At 68.6% G+C, this 17,320-nt stretch carries 18 protein-coding genes; 7 read left to right on the top strand and 11 right to left on the bottom strand.

Annotation, left to right across the window (positions count from 1 at the left end; translation table 11 throughout):
- Positions 1-26: 26 nt before the first annotated feature.
- Together NM1_RS37850 and sigK are read right to left on the bottom strand one after the other, a co-directional pair.
- Positions 27-422 (bottom strand): zf-HC2 domain-containing protein, encoded by a 396-nt coding sequence (locus NM1_RS37850; protein ID WP_084520434.1) that lies wholly within the window; start codon positions 420-422, stop codon positions 27-29.
- Positions 419-1,024: an ECF RNA polymerase sigma factor SigK gene (sigK, locus tag NM1_RS37845; protein ID WP_084520433.1), complete on the bottom strand. Its 606-nt coding sequence runs from the start codon at positions 1,022-1,024 to the stop codon at positions 419-421. The genes NM1_RS37850 and sigK overlap by 4 nt, the downstream gene beginning before the upstream one ends.
- Positions 1,025-1,724: 700 nt before the next feature.
- Here sigK and NM1_RS37840 point away from each other — a divergent pair.
- Complete coding sequence (locus NM1_RS37840; RefSeq protein ID WP_114699380.1) at positions 1,725-2,462, top strand: PP2C family protein-serine/threonine phosphatase; 738 nt, start codon at positions 1,725-1,727, stop codon at positions 2,460-2,462.
- A 149-nt stretch (positions 2,463-2,611) separates the two neighbouring features.
- Here NM1_RS37840 and NM1_RS37835 read toward each other — a convergent pair whose 3' ends face one another.
- Positions 2,612-3,703 carry a lycopene cyclase family protein gene (locus tag NM1_RS37835; protein WP_084520432.1) on the bottom strand — a complete coding sequence of 364 codons (1,092 nt, stop codon included), beginning with the start codon at positions 3,701-3,703 and terminating at the stop codon, positions 2,612-2,614.
- A 58-nt stretch (positions 3,704-3,761) separates the two neighbouring features.
- Positions 3,762-4,526, bottom strand: a complete 765-nt coding sequence (locus tag NM1_RS37830) for an SDR family oxidoreductase (protein WP_068031925.1) — start codon at positions 4,524-4,526, stop codon at positions 3,762-3,764.
- Between the two features lie 156 nt (positions 4,527-4,682).
- On the opposite strand from NM1_RS37830, the gene NM1_RS37825 reads away from it, so the two are divergent.
- Positions 4,683-6,314, top strand: coding sequence for an ABC-F family ATP-binding cassette domain-containing protein (locus tag NM1_RS37825; RefSeq protein WP_068031921.1), 1,632 nt, complete (start codon positions 4,683-4,685; stop codon positions 6,312-6,314).
- A gap of 9 nt (positions 6,315-6,323) precedes the next feature.
- Here NM1_RS37825 and NM1_RS37820 read toward each other — a convergent pair whose 3' ends face one another.
- Positions 6,324-6,932, bottom strand: a complete 609-nt coding sequence (locus NM1_RS37820; RefSeq protein ID WP_068031918.1) for a dihydrofolate reductase family protein — start codon at positions 6,930-6,932, stop codon at positions 6,324-6,326.
- 182 nt (positions 6,933-7,114) lie between these two features.
- On the opposite strand from NM1_RS37820, the gene NM1_RS37815 reads away from it, so the two are divergent.
- Positions 7,115-7,354, top strand: a complete 240-nt coding sequence (locus tag NM1_RS37815; RefSeq protein ID WP_068031915.1) for a helix-turn-helix domain-containing protein — start codon at positions 7,115-7,117, stop codon at positions 7,352-7,354.
- A gap of 76 nt (positions 7,355-7,430) precedes the next feature.
- On the opposite strand, the gene NM1_RS37810 is transcribed toward NM1_RS37815, so the two are convergent.
- The gene (locus tag NM1_RS37810; RefSeq protein WP_068031912.1) at positions 7,431-7,934 is read right to left on the bottom strand and encodes a cupin domain-containing protein; all 504 of its coding nucleotides are present in this window, start codon (positions 7,932-7,934) and stop codon (positions 7,431-7,433) included.
- A gap of 70 nt (positions 7,935-8,004) precedes the next feature.
- On the opposite strand from NM1_RS37810, the gene NM1_RS37805 reads away from it, so the two are divergent.
- Complete coding sequence (locus tag NM1_RS37805) at positions 8,005-8,508, top strand: MarR family winged helix-turn-helix transcriptional regulator (RefSeq protein ID WP_068031946.1); 504 nt, start codon at positions 8,005-8,007, stop codon at positions 8,506-8,508.
- On the opposite strand, the gene NM1_RS37800 is transcribed toward NM1_RS37805, so the two are convergent.
- The 3 genes from NM1_RS37800 to NM1_RS37790 all read right to left on the bottom strand — a co-directional run bounded on the left by NM1_RS37800 (position 8,502) and on the right by NM1_RS37790 (position 10,560).
- A complete protein-coding gene (locus tag NM1_RS37800) occupies positions 8,502-9,467 on the bottom strand; it encodes an MvdC/MvdD family ATP grasp protein (protein WP_068031909.1) in 966 nt (321 codons plus the stop codon). The genes NM1_RS37805 and NM1_RS37800 overlap by 7 nt on opposite strands.
- 12 nt (positions 9,468-9,479) lie before the next feature.
- A complete protein-coding gene (locus NM1_RS37795; RefSeq protein ID WP_068031906.1) occupies positions 9,480-9,947 on the bottom strand; it encodes a hypothetical protein in 468 nt (155 codons plus the stop codon).
- A gap of 196 nt (positions 9,948-10,143) precedes the next feature.
- Positions 10,144-10,560, bottom strand: a complete 417-nt coding sequence (locus NM1_RS37790) for an acyl-CoA thioesterase (protein ID WP_068031903.1) — start codon at positions 10,558-10,560, stop codon at positions 10,144-10,146.
- Between the two features lie 361 nt (positions 10,561-10,921).
- On the opposite strand from NM1_RS37790, the gene NM1_RS37785 reads away from it, so the two are divergent.
- Positions 10,922-11,719 (top strand): hypothetical protein, encoded by a 798-nt coding sequence (locus NM1_RS37785; protein ID WP_068031900.1) that lies wholly within the window; start codon positions 10,922-10,924, stop codon positions 11,717-11,719.
- Positions 11,720-11,812: 93 nt separating this feature from the next.
- On the opposite strand, the gene NM1_RS37780 is transcribed toward NM1_RS37785, so the two are convergent.
- Positions 11,813-12,379, bottom strand: coding sequence for a TetR/AcrR family transcriptional regulator (locus tag NM1_RS37780; protein ID WP_068031897.1), 567 nt, complete (start codon positions 12,377-12,379; stop codon positions 11,813-11,815).
- 105 nt (positions 12,380-12,484) lie between these two features.
- The gene (locus NM1_RS37775) at positions 12,485-15,298 is read right to left on the bottom strand and encodes an aconitate hydratase (RefSeq protein WP_068031895.1); all 2,814 of its coding nucleotides are present in this window, start codon (positions 15,296-15,298) and stop codon (positions 12,485-12,487) included.
- Positions 15,299-15,598: 300 nt separating this feature from the next.
- On the opposite strand from NM1_RS37775, the gene NM1_RS37770 reads away from it, so the two are divergent.
- Both NM1_RS37770 and NM1_RS37765 read left to right on the top strand, forming a co-directional pair.
- Positions 15,599-16,159: an Rv1476 family membrane protein gene (locus NM1_RS37770; RefSeq protein WP_068031890.1), complete on the top strand. Its 561-nt coding sequence runs from the start codon at positions 15,599-15,601 to the stop codon at positions 16,157-16,159.
- 321 nt (positions 16,160-16,480) lie between these two features.
- On the top strand, positions 16,481-17,320 hold an 840-nt coding region (locus tag NM1_RS37765), incomplete at its 3' end, for a coiled-coil domain-containing protein (RefSeq protein ID WP_373864095.1).

The raw sequence follows: 17,320 nt of genomic DNA, 5'->3' as shown, positions 1-17,320 counted from the left end.
GGGGGAACGATGCCGCTGAAGCTCGATTACGCGTGTGGACGGTGCGGATGCCCCGGCGGCCGGTTGGCCGCCGGGGGTGCGTCCGGCGGTATGGGCGCCGCGGTCGCCGCGACGATCTCGGTCTCGATCCGGACGGGCCAGCGGCGCGCCGGGCGCGGCGCCGCGGGCGGTGGCTGCGGTTCCTCGGGGGGATGCTGCGGCGTGGCCCGGATGCTGTCGAGGACCCGCTCGCGCATGCCCGGCGCGGGCTTCTGCGCGCACGCGACCGCCATCTGGACCACGGCCGCACGCAGTTCGGCCACGTCCCGGCCGCAGGACGGGCAGCCGCCGAGATGGTTCTCGAAGGCCTGGCGTTCGTGGTCGGGCAGTGAGTCCAATACGTATGGTGCGGTGAGATCGCGGATCGGGGCCGAGCAAGTCACTGATGTGCTCCCAAATATTCACGCAGACGAATCAGACCGTCACGCATTCGGGTCTTGACCGTTCCGACCGGGGTGCCCAAAACCTGGGAGACCTCGCGGTATGTATAGCCGCCATAGTAGGCCAGCACAATCGATTGACGTTGGAGCTCGGTGAGCTTGTCGAGTGCCTGCTGCACCTCTCGGGTCTCCATCCGGGCGAGCGTCGCCTCGACCACCTCGTCGACCGGACGTCTGACGTCCAGCTGTTCGATCCGGTCCTCGCGGTCGGAGCAGGCCTGCTCGTGCCGGACGCGATCGATCGCGCGGCGGTGTGCCATGGTGACGGCCCACGCCATCACATTGCCCGGCTGCTCACAGAACTTCGGAGCCTTCAGCCAGATCTCCAAGAGCACCTCCTGGGTGACCTCTTCGGATCTCGGGCGATCGCGCAGAATCCTTGCGACGATCCCCAGCACGGGGCCCGCGACGATGTCGTACAGATCGGCGAAAGCCTGCTCGTCACCCGCGGCGACACGTTCGATCAGCGAATGCAGCGTCGCATCCGTGTCGATGATGTCACCGGCAGGGACGCCACCCGACGATCCTCGGGCGCGGATGACCATTCAGTGTCCTTCCAAACCGGCGTCCAATGCGTTCGACCTCACAGAAGCGAGTCGTCGCCAACGCGGCGCCGGATTGGTTCCGAACAGAAAAATCTTCTACGCCCCGCAAATTGACGACCGGGACGCACTGGTCCCGGACGCGGTCGCCGGTGGCGGAGTTGCCGGTCAAGGGTATCGACGTATGGAGGCCCGATCCTTTCGCGGTTGGTGGACACAGGGAAGTCGAAGCGATCGCGCGGGTGGATTGGTCGTGCGGGCGTGTTTCTGGCCGCCCGCGGGGCGGTTTCCGGCAACCGCTGGACGGCAGCGCAAACCGCCGATCGCCCGGTGATGACATGTCCCAGGCGGCGCGCGCCGGGCACCGCCGGGTCCTAACCTGAGGGCGCGGTCCGGGACAGGCAAACGCCCGGCACCGTGCTGCGGTACTCGTCGGGGACGCCAGCGCCGGAGGCCGTGCCGGCGGCGCTCGACGAGGCCGGGTCCGGGCATTGCCGCATGTCCGTGACACCGGAACGGGCTGGTCGGCGGCGGCGTCGACACCCCTGCCGGCCGTCGCACCGGCCCGTTCCACCTGCTACCGAATCGTGATCATCTCGTGGCCGCTTTCACAGGGATCGCACGGTTGACTCTTGGATTGCCGGCGTTTACTCGAATTGTGCTGATCGGCAGCACGCGCAGGCCACTCCGAGGAGGCCAGGCTGTGGATACCGCACCCACCACCGCCATCACCCGCCGCGAGCTGATCCGGCTCACCGGAATCACAGGACAGTCGGTGAGCAGGCGCGGGGCGCGTTCGATCAACGCCGATGCGGTCGCCGGTCATACGGATGTGGAGACGGGGTGCACCGCCTTCGTCGTCGCCGACGGGATCGGAGACCATCTGCTGGCCGCGCGGGCGGCCCGGACCGCCGCGGTCGTCGCCGCGACGGAGGCGGCCCGGCGGGGCCCGCAGTCCGGCATCCTGGCGGCCCAGCGGGAGCTGCTGCGCGAATTCCCGGAGCCGAGCGCCGATGCCGTGCTCGTCGTCGCGGTGCTGCCCGACGATCGGACCGGCGGCAGCTGCGAGATCGCCTGGGTCGGCGACTGCCGCGCCTATCGGTGGAACGGCCGGGTGCTGCACCAGATCACCACGGACCACACCGTTTCCGAGTACCTGCGGGCTCGCGGACTCGATCCGGCGCCGCGGATGAGTCATATGGTGTACACGACCACGCGCACGGTGCGGGCCGCCGATATCGGGTATGCCGTCACGGGCACGAGCTCCGGCCGCCTGCTGCTGAGCACCGACGGCGTCCACAAGCGCCTCACGATCTCCGAGATCAAGGACATCCTGAACGCGCAGCCGACCCCGGACCTCGCGGCGGAAGCCCTGGTGGACAACGCCTTACAGACCGGCGGCACCGACAACACCACCGCCCTCGTAGTCGACAGCCACTGACCCCGCCCGGTCGACACCGCAACGCCACGCATGGTCTGTCCGGCGCAACGCCACGCATAGTCTGTCCGGCGCAACGCCACCTTTCTCATTTCCGGCATGCTTTTCGCCGGAATCTCTTGCGCCCGAGGCGTGGATGCCCGCCGAAAGTGTCATCTCGAAAGGCCGAGAGTGCCGGTGACGAGCGTTCGGCGCAGGTGCCACGGGAGGTTCCGGAACAGGGTGCTCATGGCGTGGGCCGTGCCGGGGAGGTCGTCGCGGCCGGACAGGTAGGCGCGTTGCAGGTTCGGCGGAAGGTCGAAGAATGCGTCGAAGAAGCGGGGGAGGTCGGCCGGGGGGAGTGCGAGCAGGGCGCGCAGGCCCGCGGAACGCAAACCGTGGACGGCCCGCGCCGAGACCGGCCAGATCGAGGAGCCGGAGGCGAGGGGGTCGGCCGCGGCGAGGGACGCGGCGACGCTGTAACCGGTCGCCGGATGCAGCTGCCCGCCCGCGGCGCCGAAGCGGCGCGCCCCGGGACGCCCGCCCTGCACCGGGAACCGCACGTGCTCCACCGCCTCGTCACCGCCGAGTTCGATACCGCGGCACCGCAATCGGGCCCGCAGGCGCTGCCGCAGCTGTGCTCCGCTCAGTGCGGGGCGGCCCGCCAGACAGGTCTCCTCCAGCAGGTATCGGTCGGCGTCGAGCGGGATCGCGTAGAGGAACGAGGGCGTTTCGTCGGGTGCCGCCCCGTTGTCCGGCCGCCAGTCCATGAACAGCGGCTCGGCCCAGAGATCGCGCGACACCACCACGCCGTAGGCGGTCTGCTCGGCACGAGCGGGGGAGCGGGTGAGTCCGCGGGCGTCGATCACCCGGTGCGCGGTGAGCACAGCGCCGGACGAAAGCCGCACCCACTCAGGGCTTTTCGCGCCCCGTCGCGAGCGGCCGATCTCGGCGACGCGGTCCGCTACCACGCGGGCGTCGCCCAGATCCATCGAAATCTGGAGCGCCGCAACATCGAACACCACATACCGGCGATCCAGCTCGAACCGCCGCGTGCCCCAGACGGCAGGACGCGCGATCGTCGCGGCGACCGTGGCGGTGGCGACCCAATCCGGCAGCTCGTCCTCCCACGCCCCGTACGTGGCGTTCCAGCGCCGTGCGGGATTCGGGTCGACCGCCGTCACCGACAGCCCGTGCGCCGGCGCACGGTGGGCGAGCGCGCGCCCCGCGGGCCCGAGACCGCACACGAGGAGGTCGGTGGTCACACGGACGATTGCACCAGACGACGTCCGGACCCGGAGTTCCGGCCGCCGGGCGGAAGCGTCAGAGCCCGCCGGTCGCCAGCAGCCCGCCGTCCACTCGGACGACCTCACCCGTGATCCAGGCCGCCTGATCCGAGACGAGGAAGCCGATGAGCGCGGCGACGTCCTCCGGCGTGCCCAGCCGTTTCATCGGGTACGGCGCGGCCGCGGCCTCCTCACCGGCCGAGTAGAGCGCGTCGGCGAACCTCGTCTTCACCACGCCCGGAGCCACCGCGTTCACCCGGATGCCGGGTCCGAGCTGCCAGGCCAGTTCCTCGGTGAGCCGGATCAGGGCCGCCTTCGAGGCGCCGTAGGCGGCGATCACGCCGGTCGACCGCAGTCCGGCGACACTGGCGACATTGACCACCGCGCCGCCGTGCTCGCCCATCCACGCCCGATGCGCCTCCTGCACATAGCCCAGCGCCGCAACGACATTGACGTCGAAGATCTTGCGCACCGCGTCCAGGTCGGCGTCCATCAGCGAGCCGTAGACCGGATTGATCCCGGTGTTGTTGATCAGGATGTCGAGCGCACCGAACTCGGCGACCGCGGTGGTCACGGCCTGGCCGCGGGCCGCGGCATCGCCGGAATTCCCGGGCATCGCCACGACCTTCCCGGGGTGGCCGAGGGTCGCCAGCTCCGCCGCCGTCTCCTCCAGCGCCTCCGGCTTGCGCGCCGTGATCAGCACATTCGCCCCGCGCGACAGCAGCTCGGCCGCCACCGCCTTACCGATACCCCGGCTGGCCCCTGTGACCAGGGCACCCTTGCCCTTCAGCTCGTCGCTCATGGGTCGGCACGTTACCTGCCGACCGGTATGGCGGAAAGCACCCGCAACCGGGGAGCCAGGTGATAGTTCGCTTGGGTAAAATCGGTGGTTCTTGTGTGTCGTAAGAATGCACACTCGAGCCGTCACCCCTGAACCGCCGATGCCGAGGAGATATCTGTGATCACCGCGACCGACCTGGAGGTCCGGGCCGGAATCCGCACCCTGCTGACCGCGCCGGGCGCGGCGCTGCGGGTGCAGTCCGGCGACCGGATCGGGCTGGTCGGGCGCAACGGCGCCGGGAAGACCACCACGCTGCGCATCCTCGCCGGGGAGGGCGAGCCCTACGCGGGCAAGGTGATTCGCTCGGGTGAGATCGGTTACCTCCCGCAGGACCCGCGCGAGGGCAACCTGGACGTGCTGGCCCGCGACCGGGTGCTGTCGGCCCGCGGGCTGGACGCCCTGATCCGGGACATGGAGAAGCAGCAGGCGCTGATGGCCGAGGTCGCCGACGACGCCGAGCGCGAGAAGGCGGTGCGCAAGTACGGCCGCCTCGAGGAACGGTTCTCGGCCCTGGGCGGTTACGTCGCCGAGAGCGAGGCGGCCCGCATCTGCAACAGCCTGGGACTGCCCGATCGGGTGCTCGGGCAGTCGCTGCGGACACTGTCGGGCGGTCAGCGCCGCCGCATCGAGCTGGCGCGCATCCTGTTCTCCGCCTCCGACGGCAGCGGCGGCAAATCCGACCGCACGCTGCTGCTGGACGAGCCGACCAACCACCTCGACGCCGACTCCATCACCTGGCTGCGCGGCTTCCTGCAGAACCACGAGGGCGGGCTCATCGTGATCTCGCACGATGTGGATCTGCTGTCCGATGTCGTGAACAAGGTCTGGTTTCTCGACGCGGTGCGCGGCGAGGCCGACATCTACAACATGGGCTGGAAGAAGTACCTGGACGCGCGTGCCGCCGACGAGCAACGCCGCGTGCGTGAGCGCGCCAACGCGGAGAAGAAGGCGAGCGCGCTGCGTGCCCAGGCGGCGAAGCTGGGCGCGAAGGCGACCAAGGCCGCCGCGGCGCACCAGATGACGCGGCGCGCCGACCGGATGCTCGCGGAACTCGACGACGTGCGGGTCGCCGACAAGGTGGCCCGGATCAAGTTCCCCGAGCCCGCGGCCTGCAGCAGGACGCCGTTGATGGTGAAGGACCTGACCAAGCTGTACGGCTCGCTCGAAATCTTCACCGGCGTCAACTTCGCGGTGGACAAGGGCAGTCGCGTGGTGGTGCTGGGGCTCAACGGCGCCGGCAAGACGACCATGCTGAAACTGCTCGCCGGAGTGGAGACCCCGACCGCCGGTGGCGTGGAGCAGGGCCGCGGTCTCAAGGTCGGCTACTTCGCCCAGGAGCACGACACCCTCGACGACACCGCCACGGTGTGGGACAACATCCGCCACGCCTCCCCGGACGCGGGAGAGCAGGAGCTACGCAGTCTGCTGGGTGCGTTCATGTTCTCCGGCCCGCAGCTCGAGCAGCCCGCCGGGACGCTGTCGGGCGGCGAGAAGACCCGCCTGGCGCTGGCCGGACTGGTGTCCTCGGCGGCGAATGTGCTGCTGCTCGACGAGCCCACCAACAACCTGGATCCGATCTCGCGCGAGCAGGTGCTCGACGCGCTGCGCAGCTATGCCGGTGCGGTGGTGCTGGTGACCCACGATCCGGGCGCCGCCGAGGCGCTGAACCCGGAGCGGGTCATCATGCTGCCCGACGGCACCGAGGATCACTGGTCGCAGGATTACCTGGAGCTCATCCAGCTGGCGTGAGCACGGCCGTCAGTCGTCCTGTGCCAGATGCTGTTTGGCTTCCTCGTAGCCGCCTGTGCGGTGCTCGCCGGGACCGTAGACCAGATGGACGACGCCGGTGCCGAACGTGGTCGAGTGCCGCAGGGTGAGTGGCAGCGTGGTGTCGGCGTCGTCGAACAGGCGCTGGCCCTTGCGGACCGCGATCGGATGCACCAACAGATGCAGTTCGTCGATCAATCCGGCGGCCAGGAGTTGACGGACGACCGAGACCGATCCGCTCATGGCGATATCGCCTCCGGTCTCCTGCTTCAACGCCGTGACCGCTTCCAGCAGTTCGCCTTTCAGCACCTCGGAGTTGCGCCACGTGAAGGCGAGGTCCTGGCGCGTCACCACGAGCTTGCGCGCGTCGCCGAGCTTCTTCGCGAAGTAGGCGTCCTCCCCGCCGTCCGCCTCGCGCTCGGGCCACGCGCCCGCGAAGCTGTCGTAGGTGACGCGGCCCAGCAGCAGGGTGTCGGCGTCGCCGAGCTGCGCGTCCACGGCGGCGCCCATCTCGTCGTTGTAGTAGGGGAAATGCCAGTCCTGCGGGTCCTCCACCACGCCGTCGAGGGCGATGAACAGGCCTGCGGTGATCTTGCGCATGGGGTGCTCCCGGGTATTCGTCGCGGTATCGCTGTCGAAGATGGGGACGGGGCCGGGGGCCGCAATTCGTCGGCCGTTCCGGACTATTTCGAAAATCGGTGAGCTAAATCACAGCGAGGCGTTGATCACCGACGGCCGAATGTTTAGCCTGGAATAAGGCTGCAGGGCGACCGGAGGAAGCCATGAGTGACAGGCCCGCACAAGGGAAGTCCACGTTGGGTAAAGGCACGCGCGTCACCGGAAAGTCGCGAGACCGCCTGCAAACCCAGCTGAAGAAGCAGTACGAGGCGGGGGCAAGCATCCGCTCGCTGGCCCGGGAAACCGGCCGCTCGTACGGGTTCATCCACAACGTGCTGGTGGAGTCGCACGTGCAACTCCGCAGCCGGGGCGGGGCGAACCGGCGTAAAGCCGCCAGCAAGTAGCCGGCGGCGCGAAACCCGTTGGGCACGTTGTGATCCGCGGGTGACGGCCACGAGATGCGCTGGCGCACTGTGCGCATCAGCCGCGATGGGCGTTGCGCTCGGCCCACCACTGCGGCGCGTCCACGAAGTGGTTGTCGTATTCGTCCTGGGTCGCGGCGAGTTCGGCGAGCGTGGCGTCGCCGTTGGCCACGCGCTCCAGGATCCGGAAGTAGCCGAAGCGCTGCACGCCGGGGGTGAGTGCGATCAGGATGCGTGCCGGGCTGCCGGGCGCGGCGCCGAACGCGTGCGGCATGAACCGCGGCACGGTGAGGGCGCCACCGGCGCCGACGGTGACGATCTCGTCGCCCGCCATGACCTGAAGTTCACCGTCGGCGACGTAGAACAGCTCGTCGGAGAGGGTGTGGTAGTGCGGCGCGGCGCCGTCGGCACCGGCCGTCATCGTCACCTCGAGCGTGCTGACGCTGCCGCCCGCGTCCTCGGAATCGATGAGCAAACGCATGGTGACCGCGTCGGTGCGGTGCACCTCGGCGTCGTCCGGGTGGCGGATCGCGGCGGCGATGCGGGGCGTGGTGGTGCTCATGGCGACTCCGATTTGTTCGGTGGTTAATAGTTCGGTAGCGAACTATATACCGGCGAATAGAATGCTGTCCATGGCGCAGCGGAGCAGGGATGCGATCGACACCATCACGGCACAGTGGCGGCGGGAGCGGCCCGATCTCGAGCTCGAGGCGATGGCGATCGTGGGGCGGTTGGGCAAGCTGAACCTGGTGGCGGGGCGTGCGATCGACGCGGTTTTCGTCGCGCACGGCCTGCAGCGCGGCGAGTTCGATGTGCTTGCGGCACTGCGCCGTTCGGGCGCGCCGTTCGAACTCAACCCGTCGGTGCTGGCCGATACGCTGATGCTGTCGCGCGCGGGGATGACCGGGCGGCTGGATCGGCTGGAGTCGGCGGGGTTGGTGCGCCGGGTCGCCGATGCCGGGGACCGGCGGGCCGTGCGGGTCGCGCTCACCGACGCCGGCCGCGAACTCATCGACGAGGTCGTCGCGGTGCACACCGAGAACGAGACCCGGCTGCTGTCGGCGTTGTCCGCTCAGGACCGGCGCGATTTGGACCGGATTCTGCGGGTACTGCTGGACAGTTTCGAGGATCAGTAGCGCTCCACCACGGCGTCGCCGATGGCCAGATAGTTGGCGAGGCTCTCGAAGATCGGCAGGCCGGTCTTGATCTCCAGGTAGGCGAACTGCCCCTGCGGGTTCACCTCCAGGAAGTAGTACTCGCCGTCGGCGCCGAGCCGCAGGTCGAGCACGCCGAACGCCAGGCCCAGCGCTCCCATCAGCGTCGCCAGCGACTTGCTCACCGACGCCGGCAGCCGGGCCGGGGTGAAGTCCACGGAGGTGTCCAGGCGCGAATCCACCCGTCCCGCACCGGATTGCGAGTCGATGCGCACCGCCCATTCGATGCCGTCGATCCACACCACGCGCAGGTCGCATTCGGCGTCGATGTAGTCCTGGAAGGTGGTCGGCGCCGAGCGGATGGTGGCCAGGCGGTCCAGGTCGGCGGGCGCGATGATCCGGGTCTCGGAGAATTCGGCGCGGCCGGTGCCGGTGCGCTTGTAGACCACCCGGTCGGGCCGGGAGTCGATGAAGCTGCGGGCCTCGTCCGGATCGTTGGTGATCAGGGTCTCGGGGATCGGGAATCCGCTGCGGCGGGCCGTCTCCAACTGCACGATCTTGCGGGTGGCGGTGCGATCGGCGCCCGGATCGTTGACCCATACCGCCGGAATCGACCACAGCAGGCCCTGCAGGAAGCCGTCGCATTCGGCCTGCCGGTAGTCGTCGTCGGCGTGCCGCACGCCGCCGGGTACGACGCACTGGTGCGGCCTGCGCCACCAGACCGCGGTGACGTCGTCGAGCCCGACCGCCTGCGACACCGAGCGTGCGGTGCCCGCGCGGTCCAGGCGGAAACTGCCGGTCGCGCGCGGGAACTCGCGCATATCGAGGCGAATCGGGTTGAGCTGGTGGTGCTTTCGCAGCGTGGCCGCCATCGCGTCGGCGTGCAGATCGTCGGTTTCGGTGACGATCAGCACCGAACCTGCCGGGCGGGCGGCGGACATCGCAGCGCTGCCTCAGTCGAGACTGTCGCAGGCGGTACCGTCGTCGCTGCGCGCGGAGGTCATGGTCTGGCAGAAGGTGGAGGTGGCGCCGCCGATGCCGGGCGTACTCGGCAGCCGCAGCGCGCGGGCCCACTCGTCGGTCAGGCGTCGCAGGGCCTCGTCGCTCTGGGCGGGGGAGCGCCGATGGGGCAGCGTCATCGGGCGGTCGGTGAGATCGATGCGCCGGCGCTGCGTGAAATCGGCTGTGGCGCCCGGACGGACCCACACCCGCACGGGACGGCCCGCTCGGGCGTCGTCGTCACGGCGGTCGTCGACGCTCAGCACATCCGCCCTGTCGAAGGTCCACGTGCCCTCGCCGACGCGCACACTGATCGTCCGGTCCGACTCTGCCACCAGGTAGCCGGGTAGTGGCGGCACGAGATCCCGAATATCCGGGATCGGTCCGGCGGCAGGGATGAACGGGCGAATGGTTTCGGTCATAGGGCTGGTCTCCGATCTGCTCGCGGTTTGCCACGGAAGCCGAGCGTGACCTGGATCATATCCCCACGACCCCGCCGATCGGTTCACATCGGAAGATTTCAGGTGCAAGGACAAATCGCCCGTTCCGGTCTGTAATGCGCTATCGCCGAAAGATTTTCAGTTGAGCGATCAACACGCGCGGACCGTCTCCCTGTCCTTACAGACCGAGCGCCTCGCGGGACTCGGCCAGCTCCAGGAAACGCTCGATCGGGTTCGACACGAGTTTGCGCGCGGTGAGGTCCATCAGTCCCAGTACGACGCCGAATTCGGCCGAGATGGTGCCGTCGAGCTTGATGATCTGCTGGCGCATCCGGAAGACCTTGCCCTCGCCCCACTCGAATTCGCTGGTGACCGTCACCTCGTCGCCCAGGTGCAGCTCGCGCAGATGCTTCACCGTCGATTCCAGGACCACCGGCCCCACTCCCGCCAGCCGCATCTTGTCCGGAACCAGACCGGCCGCGCGCAGCACCTCCCACCGGGCGTGCTCGGCGTACTGGTGGTAGACGGCCTGGTTCAGGTGGCCGTTCACATCGAGTTCGTAGCCGCGGACGGTGACAGGCACAGAAAACGTCATACCTCCGCAAACCTCCGGCATATGCCCGGTATTTCCCGATTCGGCGTGGTCTGGGTCACGACACCCGGATGTCCCTGTGACGCCGCGGATTCCGCATCCGGTGCGAATCGGCACGCGGTGCGATGCTGCACACTCTGCGTTATTGCATCGAGTGCCGTTCCAGCGGTCTTGTGGCGGTGATTGCTCGAGGTCGGCGATTTCAGGAGGAGGTCGCGGCAGTCGTTGCGCGGTTTCCGGATGCTCGGCGAGCGTCGAATGAGGTAGCCGATTACTCGCGTGGCGGCCCGTGGGCAGTCCTATCGTGACATCGCACCGGGTTCGCCATGGGGCGGGCCGGAGCAGAGGTAGAGGGGTGGGTCGAATGATCGACATCATCACACTGCGGGGGACCGGGGAGCAGCGCAATCCCGATGGCGCACCGGCGGGCATGCTGCGCGATGTCACCAGGCTGCTCGACCCCGCACGGTTCAGCGCGTTCGAGCCGGACTGGCCCGCCTCGGTGGGGCCGACCCCGGAGGTGTGGGGGCCCTCGCTCGAGACATCGGTGCGGCTGGGCACCGAGGCCGGGGTGCGGGCGATCCAGGATTCGCCGAATATCTGCGGGCTGCTGAGTTATTCGCTCGGATCGATCTGCGCGAGCAACATCCTCGAAGGTGTGCGGTGCGGCGAATACACCAATCCGGACGGTAGCCCGCTGCAGATCGCCTTCTCCGTCGCCATCGCCAATCCTGTACGCCCGCCGGGGGTCTCGGTGAACGACCTGTGCCCGCCGCACCTGTACGGCCTGCACGGTCGGCACGGGCCGTTCCCCGGCGATGTGGACGTGCGCGAGTACGCCAATCCGGGCGACATCATCACCGCCTCGGCCGCGGATTCACCGCTGCGCCTGATCGACGTGGGGATCTCGCCGTTCTCCTTCGTGGAGGGCGCCCGCATCGGCAACCTCACCCCGCTGATCTTCGACGAGCTGCTGCGCTGGCTGATGCGTGACCCGGCCGGCAACGTGCACCGCTACGCCGAGGCCGTCCGCGGCGTCATCGGTTACCTCACCCCGTGGCCGGACGGCCAGCACGTGCTGTACTCCGGCCACACCATGCCGGGGACGGACGTGCTGTGGACGACGCACGCGGCGCAGCACATCAATGAGAACCACGGCTAGGTCGTAAGCCCTTGGTTCCCAACGCGTGTGTCGCCGGGGTTCGCTGTCGTCCGGCGGCAGGATCGTCGGCCGGGACGACGGATACGGCGCGCCTCACTGTTTGCGGCGTACCGATGCCTCCACCAGATCCAGGACCGCGGAGAGATTGTCGTTGGCGTGTCCGGAGGCGATCCGCGCGATCAAACCGTCCAGGACGAGATCGAGGTAGCCCAGCAGCACGTCGGTCGGCACGTCGTCGCGCAGCGCGCCGGCGGCCTTGCGCCGTTCCAGGCGCGCGATGGTCGCGGCGGTGAGCTCCTCCGAGCGCTGCTCCCAATTCGCCCGGAACTCCGGGTCGGTGCGCAGCCGCCGGGCGATCTCGAGCCGCGTCCCGAGCCAGTCGAAATCCTCGGGGCGCGCGAGCATATCGCGCATCACCTGGACCAGGCCCTGGGTCGCCGCGACCTCCGCCATGCGGGCGGCGTCCTCGTGGGCCAGCGCCAGGAACAGCGCGTCCTTATCGCGGAAGTGATGGAAGATCGCGCCCCGGGACAGGCCGATGGCGTCCTCGAGGCGGCGCACCGTCGCGCCCTCGTAGCCGAATTCGGCGAAGCATTGCCGCGCCCCGTCCAGGATCTGGCTGCGCCGGGCGGCAAGGTGGTCGTCACTGACCTTGGGCATGGGGCTCCTCCAAGCGGGGGTGTTCGCCGGAACGACGGAACCAGATCCGAGCGAAGTGCCCGGGCCCCGAATCGAATCGGGGCCCGAGCGTGACAACCTATCGAATCACTTGCTGATCATGTTGCGCAGCACGAACTGCAGGATGCCACCGTTGCGGTAGTAGTCGGCCTCACCGGGGGTATCGATGCGCACCACCGCGTCGAACGACACCTTCTCGCCGTTCTCCTTGGTGGCGGTCACCTTCAGGGTCTTCGGAGTCGCACCCTCGTTCAGCTTGGTGATGCCCTCGATATCGAAGGTCTCGGTGCCGTCCAGCTTCAGCGACGAGGCCGATTCGCCCTCGGGGAACTGCAGCGGGATCACGCCCATGCCGATGAGGTTGGAGCGGTGGATGCGCTCGAACGACTCGGTGATGACCGCCTTCACGCCCAGCAGGCTGGTGCCCTTGGCCGCCCAGTCGCGCGAGGAACCCGAGCCGTACTCCTTGCCGCCCAGCACGACCAGCGGGATGCCCGCGGCCTGGTAGTTCTGCGAGGCGTCGTAGATGAAGGCCTGCGGGCCGCCGTCCTGGGTGAAGTCGCGGGTGTAGCCGCCCGAGACGTCGTCCAGCAGCTGGTTGCGCAGCCGGATGTTGGCGAAGGTGCCGCGGATCATCACCTCGTGGTTGCCGCGCCGCGAGCCGTAGGAGTTGTAGTCCTTGCGCTCGACGCCGTTGGCCTCCAGGTACTGCGCGGCCGGGGTGCCCGCCTTGATGTTGCCGGCGGGGGAGATGTGGTCGGTGGTGACCGAATCACCCAGCAGCGCCAGCACGCGCGCACCCTTGATGTCCTGGACGGGCTCCGGGGTCTGCGGCATGCCCTCGAAGTACGGAGGCTTCCGCACGTAGGTGGAGTCCTCGGCCCACTCGAAGGTCTTGCCCTCCGGGGTGGGCAGCGAACGCCAGCGCTCGTCGCCCTTGAACACGTCCGCGTAGTCCTCGATGAACATGTCGCGGGAGATGACCCGGTCGATGGTGTCCTGGATCTCCTGCGGCGCGGGCCAGATGTCCTTCAGGAACACGTCGTTGCCGTCGGTGTCCTTGCCCAGCGCCTCGTTCTCGAAGTCGAAGTCCATCGTGCCCGCGAGCGCGTAGGCGATGACCAGCGGCGGCGAGGCCAGGTAGTTCATCTTCACGTCGGGGGAGATGCGGCCCTCGAAGTTGCGGTTGCCCGACAGCACGGCGGTGACGGTCAGGTCGTTGTCGTTGACCGCCTTGGAGATCTCCTCCGGCAGCGGTCCGGTGTTGCCGATGCAGGTGGCGCAGCCGAACGCGACCAGGTTGAAGCCCAGCTTGTCCAGGTACGGCCACAGGCCGGCCTTCTCGTAGTACCCGTTGACGACCTGCGAGCCCGGCGCCATCGACGTCTTCACCCACGGCTTGCGGGACAGGCCCTTCTCCACGGCGTTACGGGCCAGCAGGGCCGCGCCGATCATGACCGACGGGTTGGAGGTGTTGGTGCAGGAGGTGATCGAGGCGACCACCACGGCGCCGTGATCGAGGATGAAGTCCCCGTACTCCTCGGACTGCACCTTGACCGGCTTGGTCGGGCGGCCCACCGCGCCGTTGGCGGCGGTCGGCAGCACGGCGTCGTCGTCCGCGAAGGACAGCACCGCCGGATCGCTGGCCGGGAAGGACTCCTCGATGGCCTCGTCCAGGTGGGTGTGCGGGGTGCTGGCGGCCGGGTCGCCCTCGGCGTCGCTGGTGTAGTTGTGGATGTCCTTGCGGAACGCGGTCTTGCTCTCCGACAACAGGATTCGGTCCTGCGGGCGCTTCGGCCCGGCGATGGACGGCACCACGGTGCTCAGGTCCAGCTCCATGTATTCGGAGTAGGACGGCTCGTGCTCGGCGTCGTGCCACAGGCCCTGTTCCTTGGCGTAGGCCTCGACCAGCGCGACCTGCTCGTCGGAGCGGCCGGTCAGCTTCAGGTAGTCGACGGTCACCGAGTCGATCGGGAAAATCGCTGCGGTGGAACCGAATTCGGGGCTCATATTGCCCAGCGTGGCGCGGTTCGCGAGCGGCACCTCGGCGACGCCCCTACCGTAGAACTCGACGAACTTGCCGACCACGCCGTGCTTGCGCAGCATGTCGGTGACGGTCAGCACGACGTCGGTGGCGGTGACGCCCGGCTTGATCTCACCGGTCAGCTTGAAGCCGACCACGCGCGGGATCAGCATCGAGACGGGCTGGCCCAGCATGGCCGCCTCGGCCTCGATACCGCCTACGCCCCAACCCAATACGCCCAGGCCGTTGACCATGGTGGTGTGCGAGTCGGTGCCGACGAGGGTGTCGGGGTAGGCCTGGCCGTTGCGCTCCATGACCACGCGGGCCAGGTGCTCGATGTTGACCTGGTGCACGATGCCGGTCGACGGCGGCACCACCTTGAAGTCGTCGAAAGCCGTCTGGCCCCAACGCAGGAACTGGTAGCGCTCGCCGTTGCGCTGGTATTCGATGTCGACGTTGCGCTCGAAGGCGTCCTCGCGGCCGAAGACGTCGATGATGACGGAGTGGTCGATGACCATCTCGGCGGGCGCGAGCGGGTTCACCTTGTCCGGGTCGCCACCGAGGGCGGCGACGGCCTCGCGCATGGTGGCCAGGTCGACGATGCAGGGCACGCCGGTGAAGTCCTGCATGATGACACGCGCGGGGGTGAACTGGATTTCGGTGTTCGGGTCGGCCGAAGGATCCCAATTGGCAATGGCCCGAATGTGATCGGCGGTGATGTTGGCGCCGTCCTCGGTGCGGAGCAGGTTCTCCGCCAGGACCTTGAGGGCGTAGGGCAGCTTCTCGGTGCCGGGCACGGCGGAGAGGCGGAAGATCTCATACGAGCGATCTCCGACCTCGAGGGTGCCTTTGGCGCCGAATGTATCGATGCTCGTCATACGTTCAGCTCCACTCGTCGGTGAGTCTCTCGGCCACCGGCGGGGCTGTGCCGGCGGCCCGGTCGAGGGCGCAGTCTCGGGCTGTGCGCCTCGTATCTCCAACCCTAACAGTACGCTTGTCCTGTGAAACACGCGGGGCGCGTCACGCGCGCCGTGCCAGCAACCATCATGCTCCTGTCGCGTACTGTGCTCTCGGGCCCGTCGGAGTATTCGGATCCGGCGTGCGTCGTCAGCATGCTGATCGCCTGAAGAATGTTGGATGCCGTCGCCCCCTGGGCGGCTCGACAGACCGGATGGAAGATGACCGTCTTGAACACCTCGGTTCTCACACCCAAAGTGGCAGTGCTACCGCCGGATACCGACGTGAACGCGATCCTCGACGATCTGAGCGACAATCATGTCGCCGTGCCGAAGGGGCAGCGTCAGAAGGAAGACGAGCTGGCGTCGATCGTCGACGGTGCCCGCGAGCACGGGATCGATCTGAGCATCGTGGTGGTGCAGGGCAACAAGGGGCGCGAAGAGGACATGCGTGACCTGGCCACCACCGTCGGGAAGAGCGAACACGGCACGGTGGCGGTGCTCAGCGACGATTTCGTCGGGACCTACAGCGACTCGATCCCGCGGGCGCGGCTGGAGCGGGCCGAGGATCCGGCCAAGGGCAAAGGCCTCGGGAACTCCGACACGGCGGCGCAAATCTTCGTCGATCGTCTCGAAGCGCCGCAGAAGGTGTCGCCTACGGCGGCGACAGCGGTGCTCCTGGCGGGTGTTGTGCTGGTCGTGGGCGTCCTGTACTGGCTGAAGGCCCGGCGGCGTTCGGCGGTCGTTCCTGCGGATGCGCCGCCCCGGGTAGCGGCTCCCTAGTCGGAGCCGGTCAACACCGCAGCTGAGATTCCTGCGGGACGGTCTGTTTCTGACCCTCGAATCGGGCAGGCAGTGGGCTATCGTCCAGCTATGTGTAAATTACACGGCTGGCATTCTGTTGCCCATGTTTCTTCCGTGGCTAAAGTGCCGTACGGTTTCGAATGACACGTTTGGGGAAGAAGTGTCGTAAGAGCTCGTAGCGGCTGGTGGGAAGTAAGGGGCTGCTGGTGCTCGAGAGGCGATGCCGTCACTGATCGCCCAGCGCAGTCCCGGTGAACCTCGGTTCTCCGGGAGCGGAGCGGGATGCAGGGAGGTGCGCGAGTGGCTGGGTCGAACCGGCAGGGGAACTCGATCAAGGTCGCTCTGGGATTGCTGTTGTGCGCGGTCGCGGTGTCGGTATCGATTCCGCCGGCCGGTGCGGCGCCCCCGCCCCCGCCCAATCCGAGCGACGGCGATATCGCCGGTGCCAACGGGCAGGTGGACGCGGGCGTCACCGAGGTGAGCGGGCTGATCAACGAGGTCGCCGCGGCGGAGCAGCAGCTGCAGCAGCTCGACACCGAGGTCGCGCAGAAGCGCGAGGCCGTGAACAAGGCGCTGGTCGACCTGCAGGCCGCGCGGGCGGAGGCGGACTCCGCCGCGGCCGCCGTCGAGGCGAGCCGCCGCGACCTCGCCGACGCGGGCGCCAAGGTGGATCAGGCGCGCACCGAGTTCGACCGGTTCGCCATCGAGGCCTACACCCAGCCCGGAACCGGCGCGCTGGTGAACGTGCTCGCCGGGGCCGACCCGTCGACCGCGCTGGACCGGGCGCAATTGCTCGGCATCGCCTCGAAGTCCCGGCAGGACGCGCTGCAGCGATTACGCCGGGCGCAGGTCGAGCAGGCCAACCGGGATTCGGTTGCGCGACAGGCCAAACAGGCCGCCGATGCCGCCGCGGCCGCCGCCGAGCAGAAGAAGGTCGAGGCGCAGCAGGCCGTCAGCGCCGCCAAGGCGGCGCAGGACCAGCAGGCCGCGCGGCGGAACGCGGTGTCGCAGCAACGGGATTCGGCCCAGCAGCGGCTGGATGCGGCGCGGCAGCAGGTGGCGGGTCTACAGGGCCAGCGCGAGGCATTCCTCGCCTGGGATCAGCAGCGCCGGGCGGAGGAGGCGGCCGCGCAGGCCGCC

The sequence above is a fragment of the Nocardia mexicana NBRC 108244 genome (assembly GCF_001613165.1).
Classification (GTDB): domain Bacteria; phylum Actinomycetota; class Actinomycetes; order Mycobacteriales; family Mycobacteriaceae; genus Nocardia; species Nocardia mexicana.
This window is presented reverse-complemented; position numbering and strand designations above follow the sequence as displayed.

Coding starts and splice junctions, on each gene's coding strand:
- NM1_RS37800 (WP_068031909.1), bottom strand. CDS start 9,467: ATGTCCGCCGCCCGCCCGGCAGGTTCGGTGCTGATCGTCACCGAAACC.
- NM1_RS37805 (WP_068031946.1), top strand. CDS start 8,005: ATGGCGCAGCGGAGCAGGGATGCGATCGACACCATCACGGCACAGTGG.
- NM1_RS37810 (WP_068031912.1), bottom strand. CDS start 7,934: ATGAGCACCACCACGCCCCGCATCGCCGCCGCGATCCGCCACCCGGAC.
- sigK (WP_084520433.1), bottom strand. CDS start 1,024: ATGGTCATCCGCGCCCGAGGATCGTCGGGTGGCGTCCCTGCCGGTGAC.
- NM1_RS37770 (WP_068031890.1), top strand. CDS start 15,599: ATGACCGTCTTGAACACCTCGGTTCTCACACCCAAAGTGGCAGTGCTA.
- NM1_RS37780 (WP_068031897.1), bottom strand. CDS start 12,379: ATGCCCAAGGTCAGTGACGACCACCTTGCCGCCCGGCGCAGCCAGATC.
- NM1_RS37795 (WP_068031906.1), bottom strand. CDS start 9,947: ATGACCGAAACCATTCGCCCGTTCATCCCTGCCGCCGGACCGATCCCG.
- NM1_RS37775 (WP_068031895.1), bottom strand. CDS start 15,298: ATGACGAGCATCGATACATTCGGCGCCAAAGGCACCCTCGAGGTCGGA.
- NM1_RS37790 (WP_068031903.1), bottom strand. CDS start 10,560: ATGACGTTTTCTGTGCCTGTCACCGTCCGCGGCTACGAACTCGATGTG.
- NM1_RS37785 (WP_068031900.1), top strand. CDS start 10,922: ATGATCGACATCATCACACTGCGGGGGACCGGGGAGCAGCGCAATCCC.
- NM1_RS37820 (WP_068031918.1), bottom strand. CDS start 6,932: ATGCGCAAGATCACCGCAGGCCTGTTCATCGCCCTCGACGGCGTGGTG.
- NM1_RS37815 (WP_068031915.1), top strand. CDS start 7,115: ATGAGTGACAGGCCCGCACAAGGGAAGTCCACGTTGGGTAAAGGCACG.
- NM1_RS37830 (WP_068031925.1), bottom strand. CDS start 4,526: ATGAGCGACGAGCTGAAGGGCAAGGGTGCCCTGGTCACAGGGGCCAGC.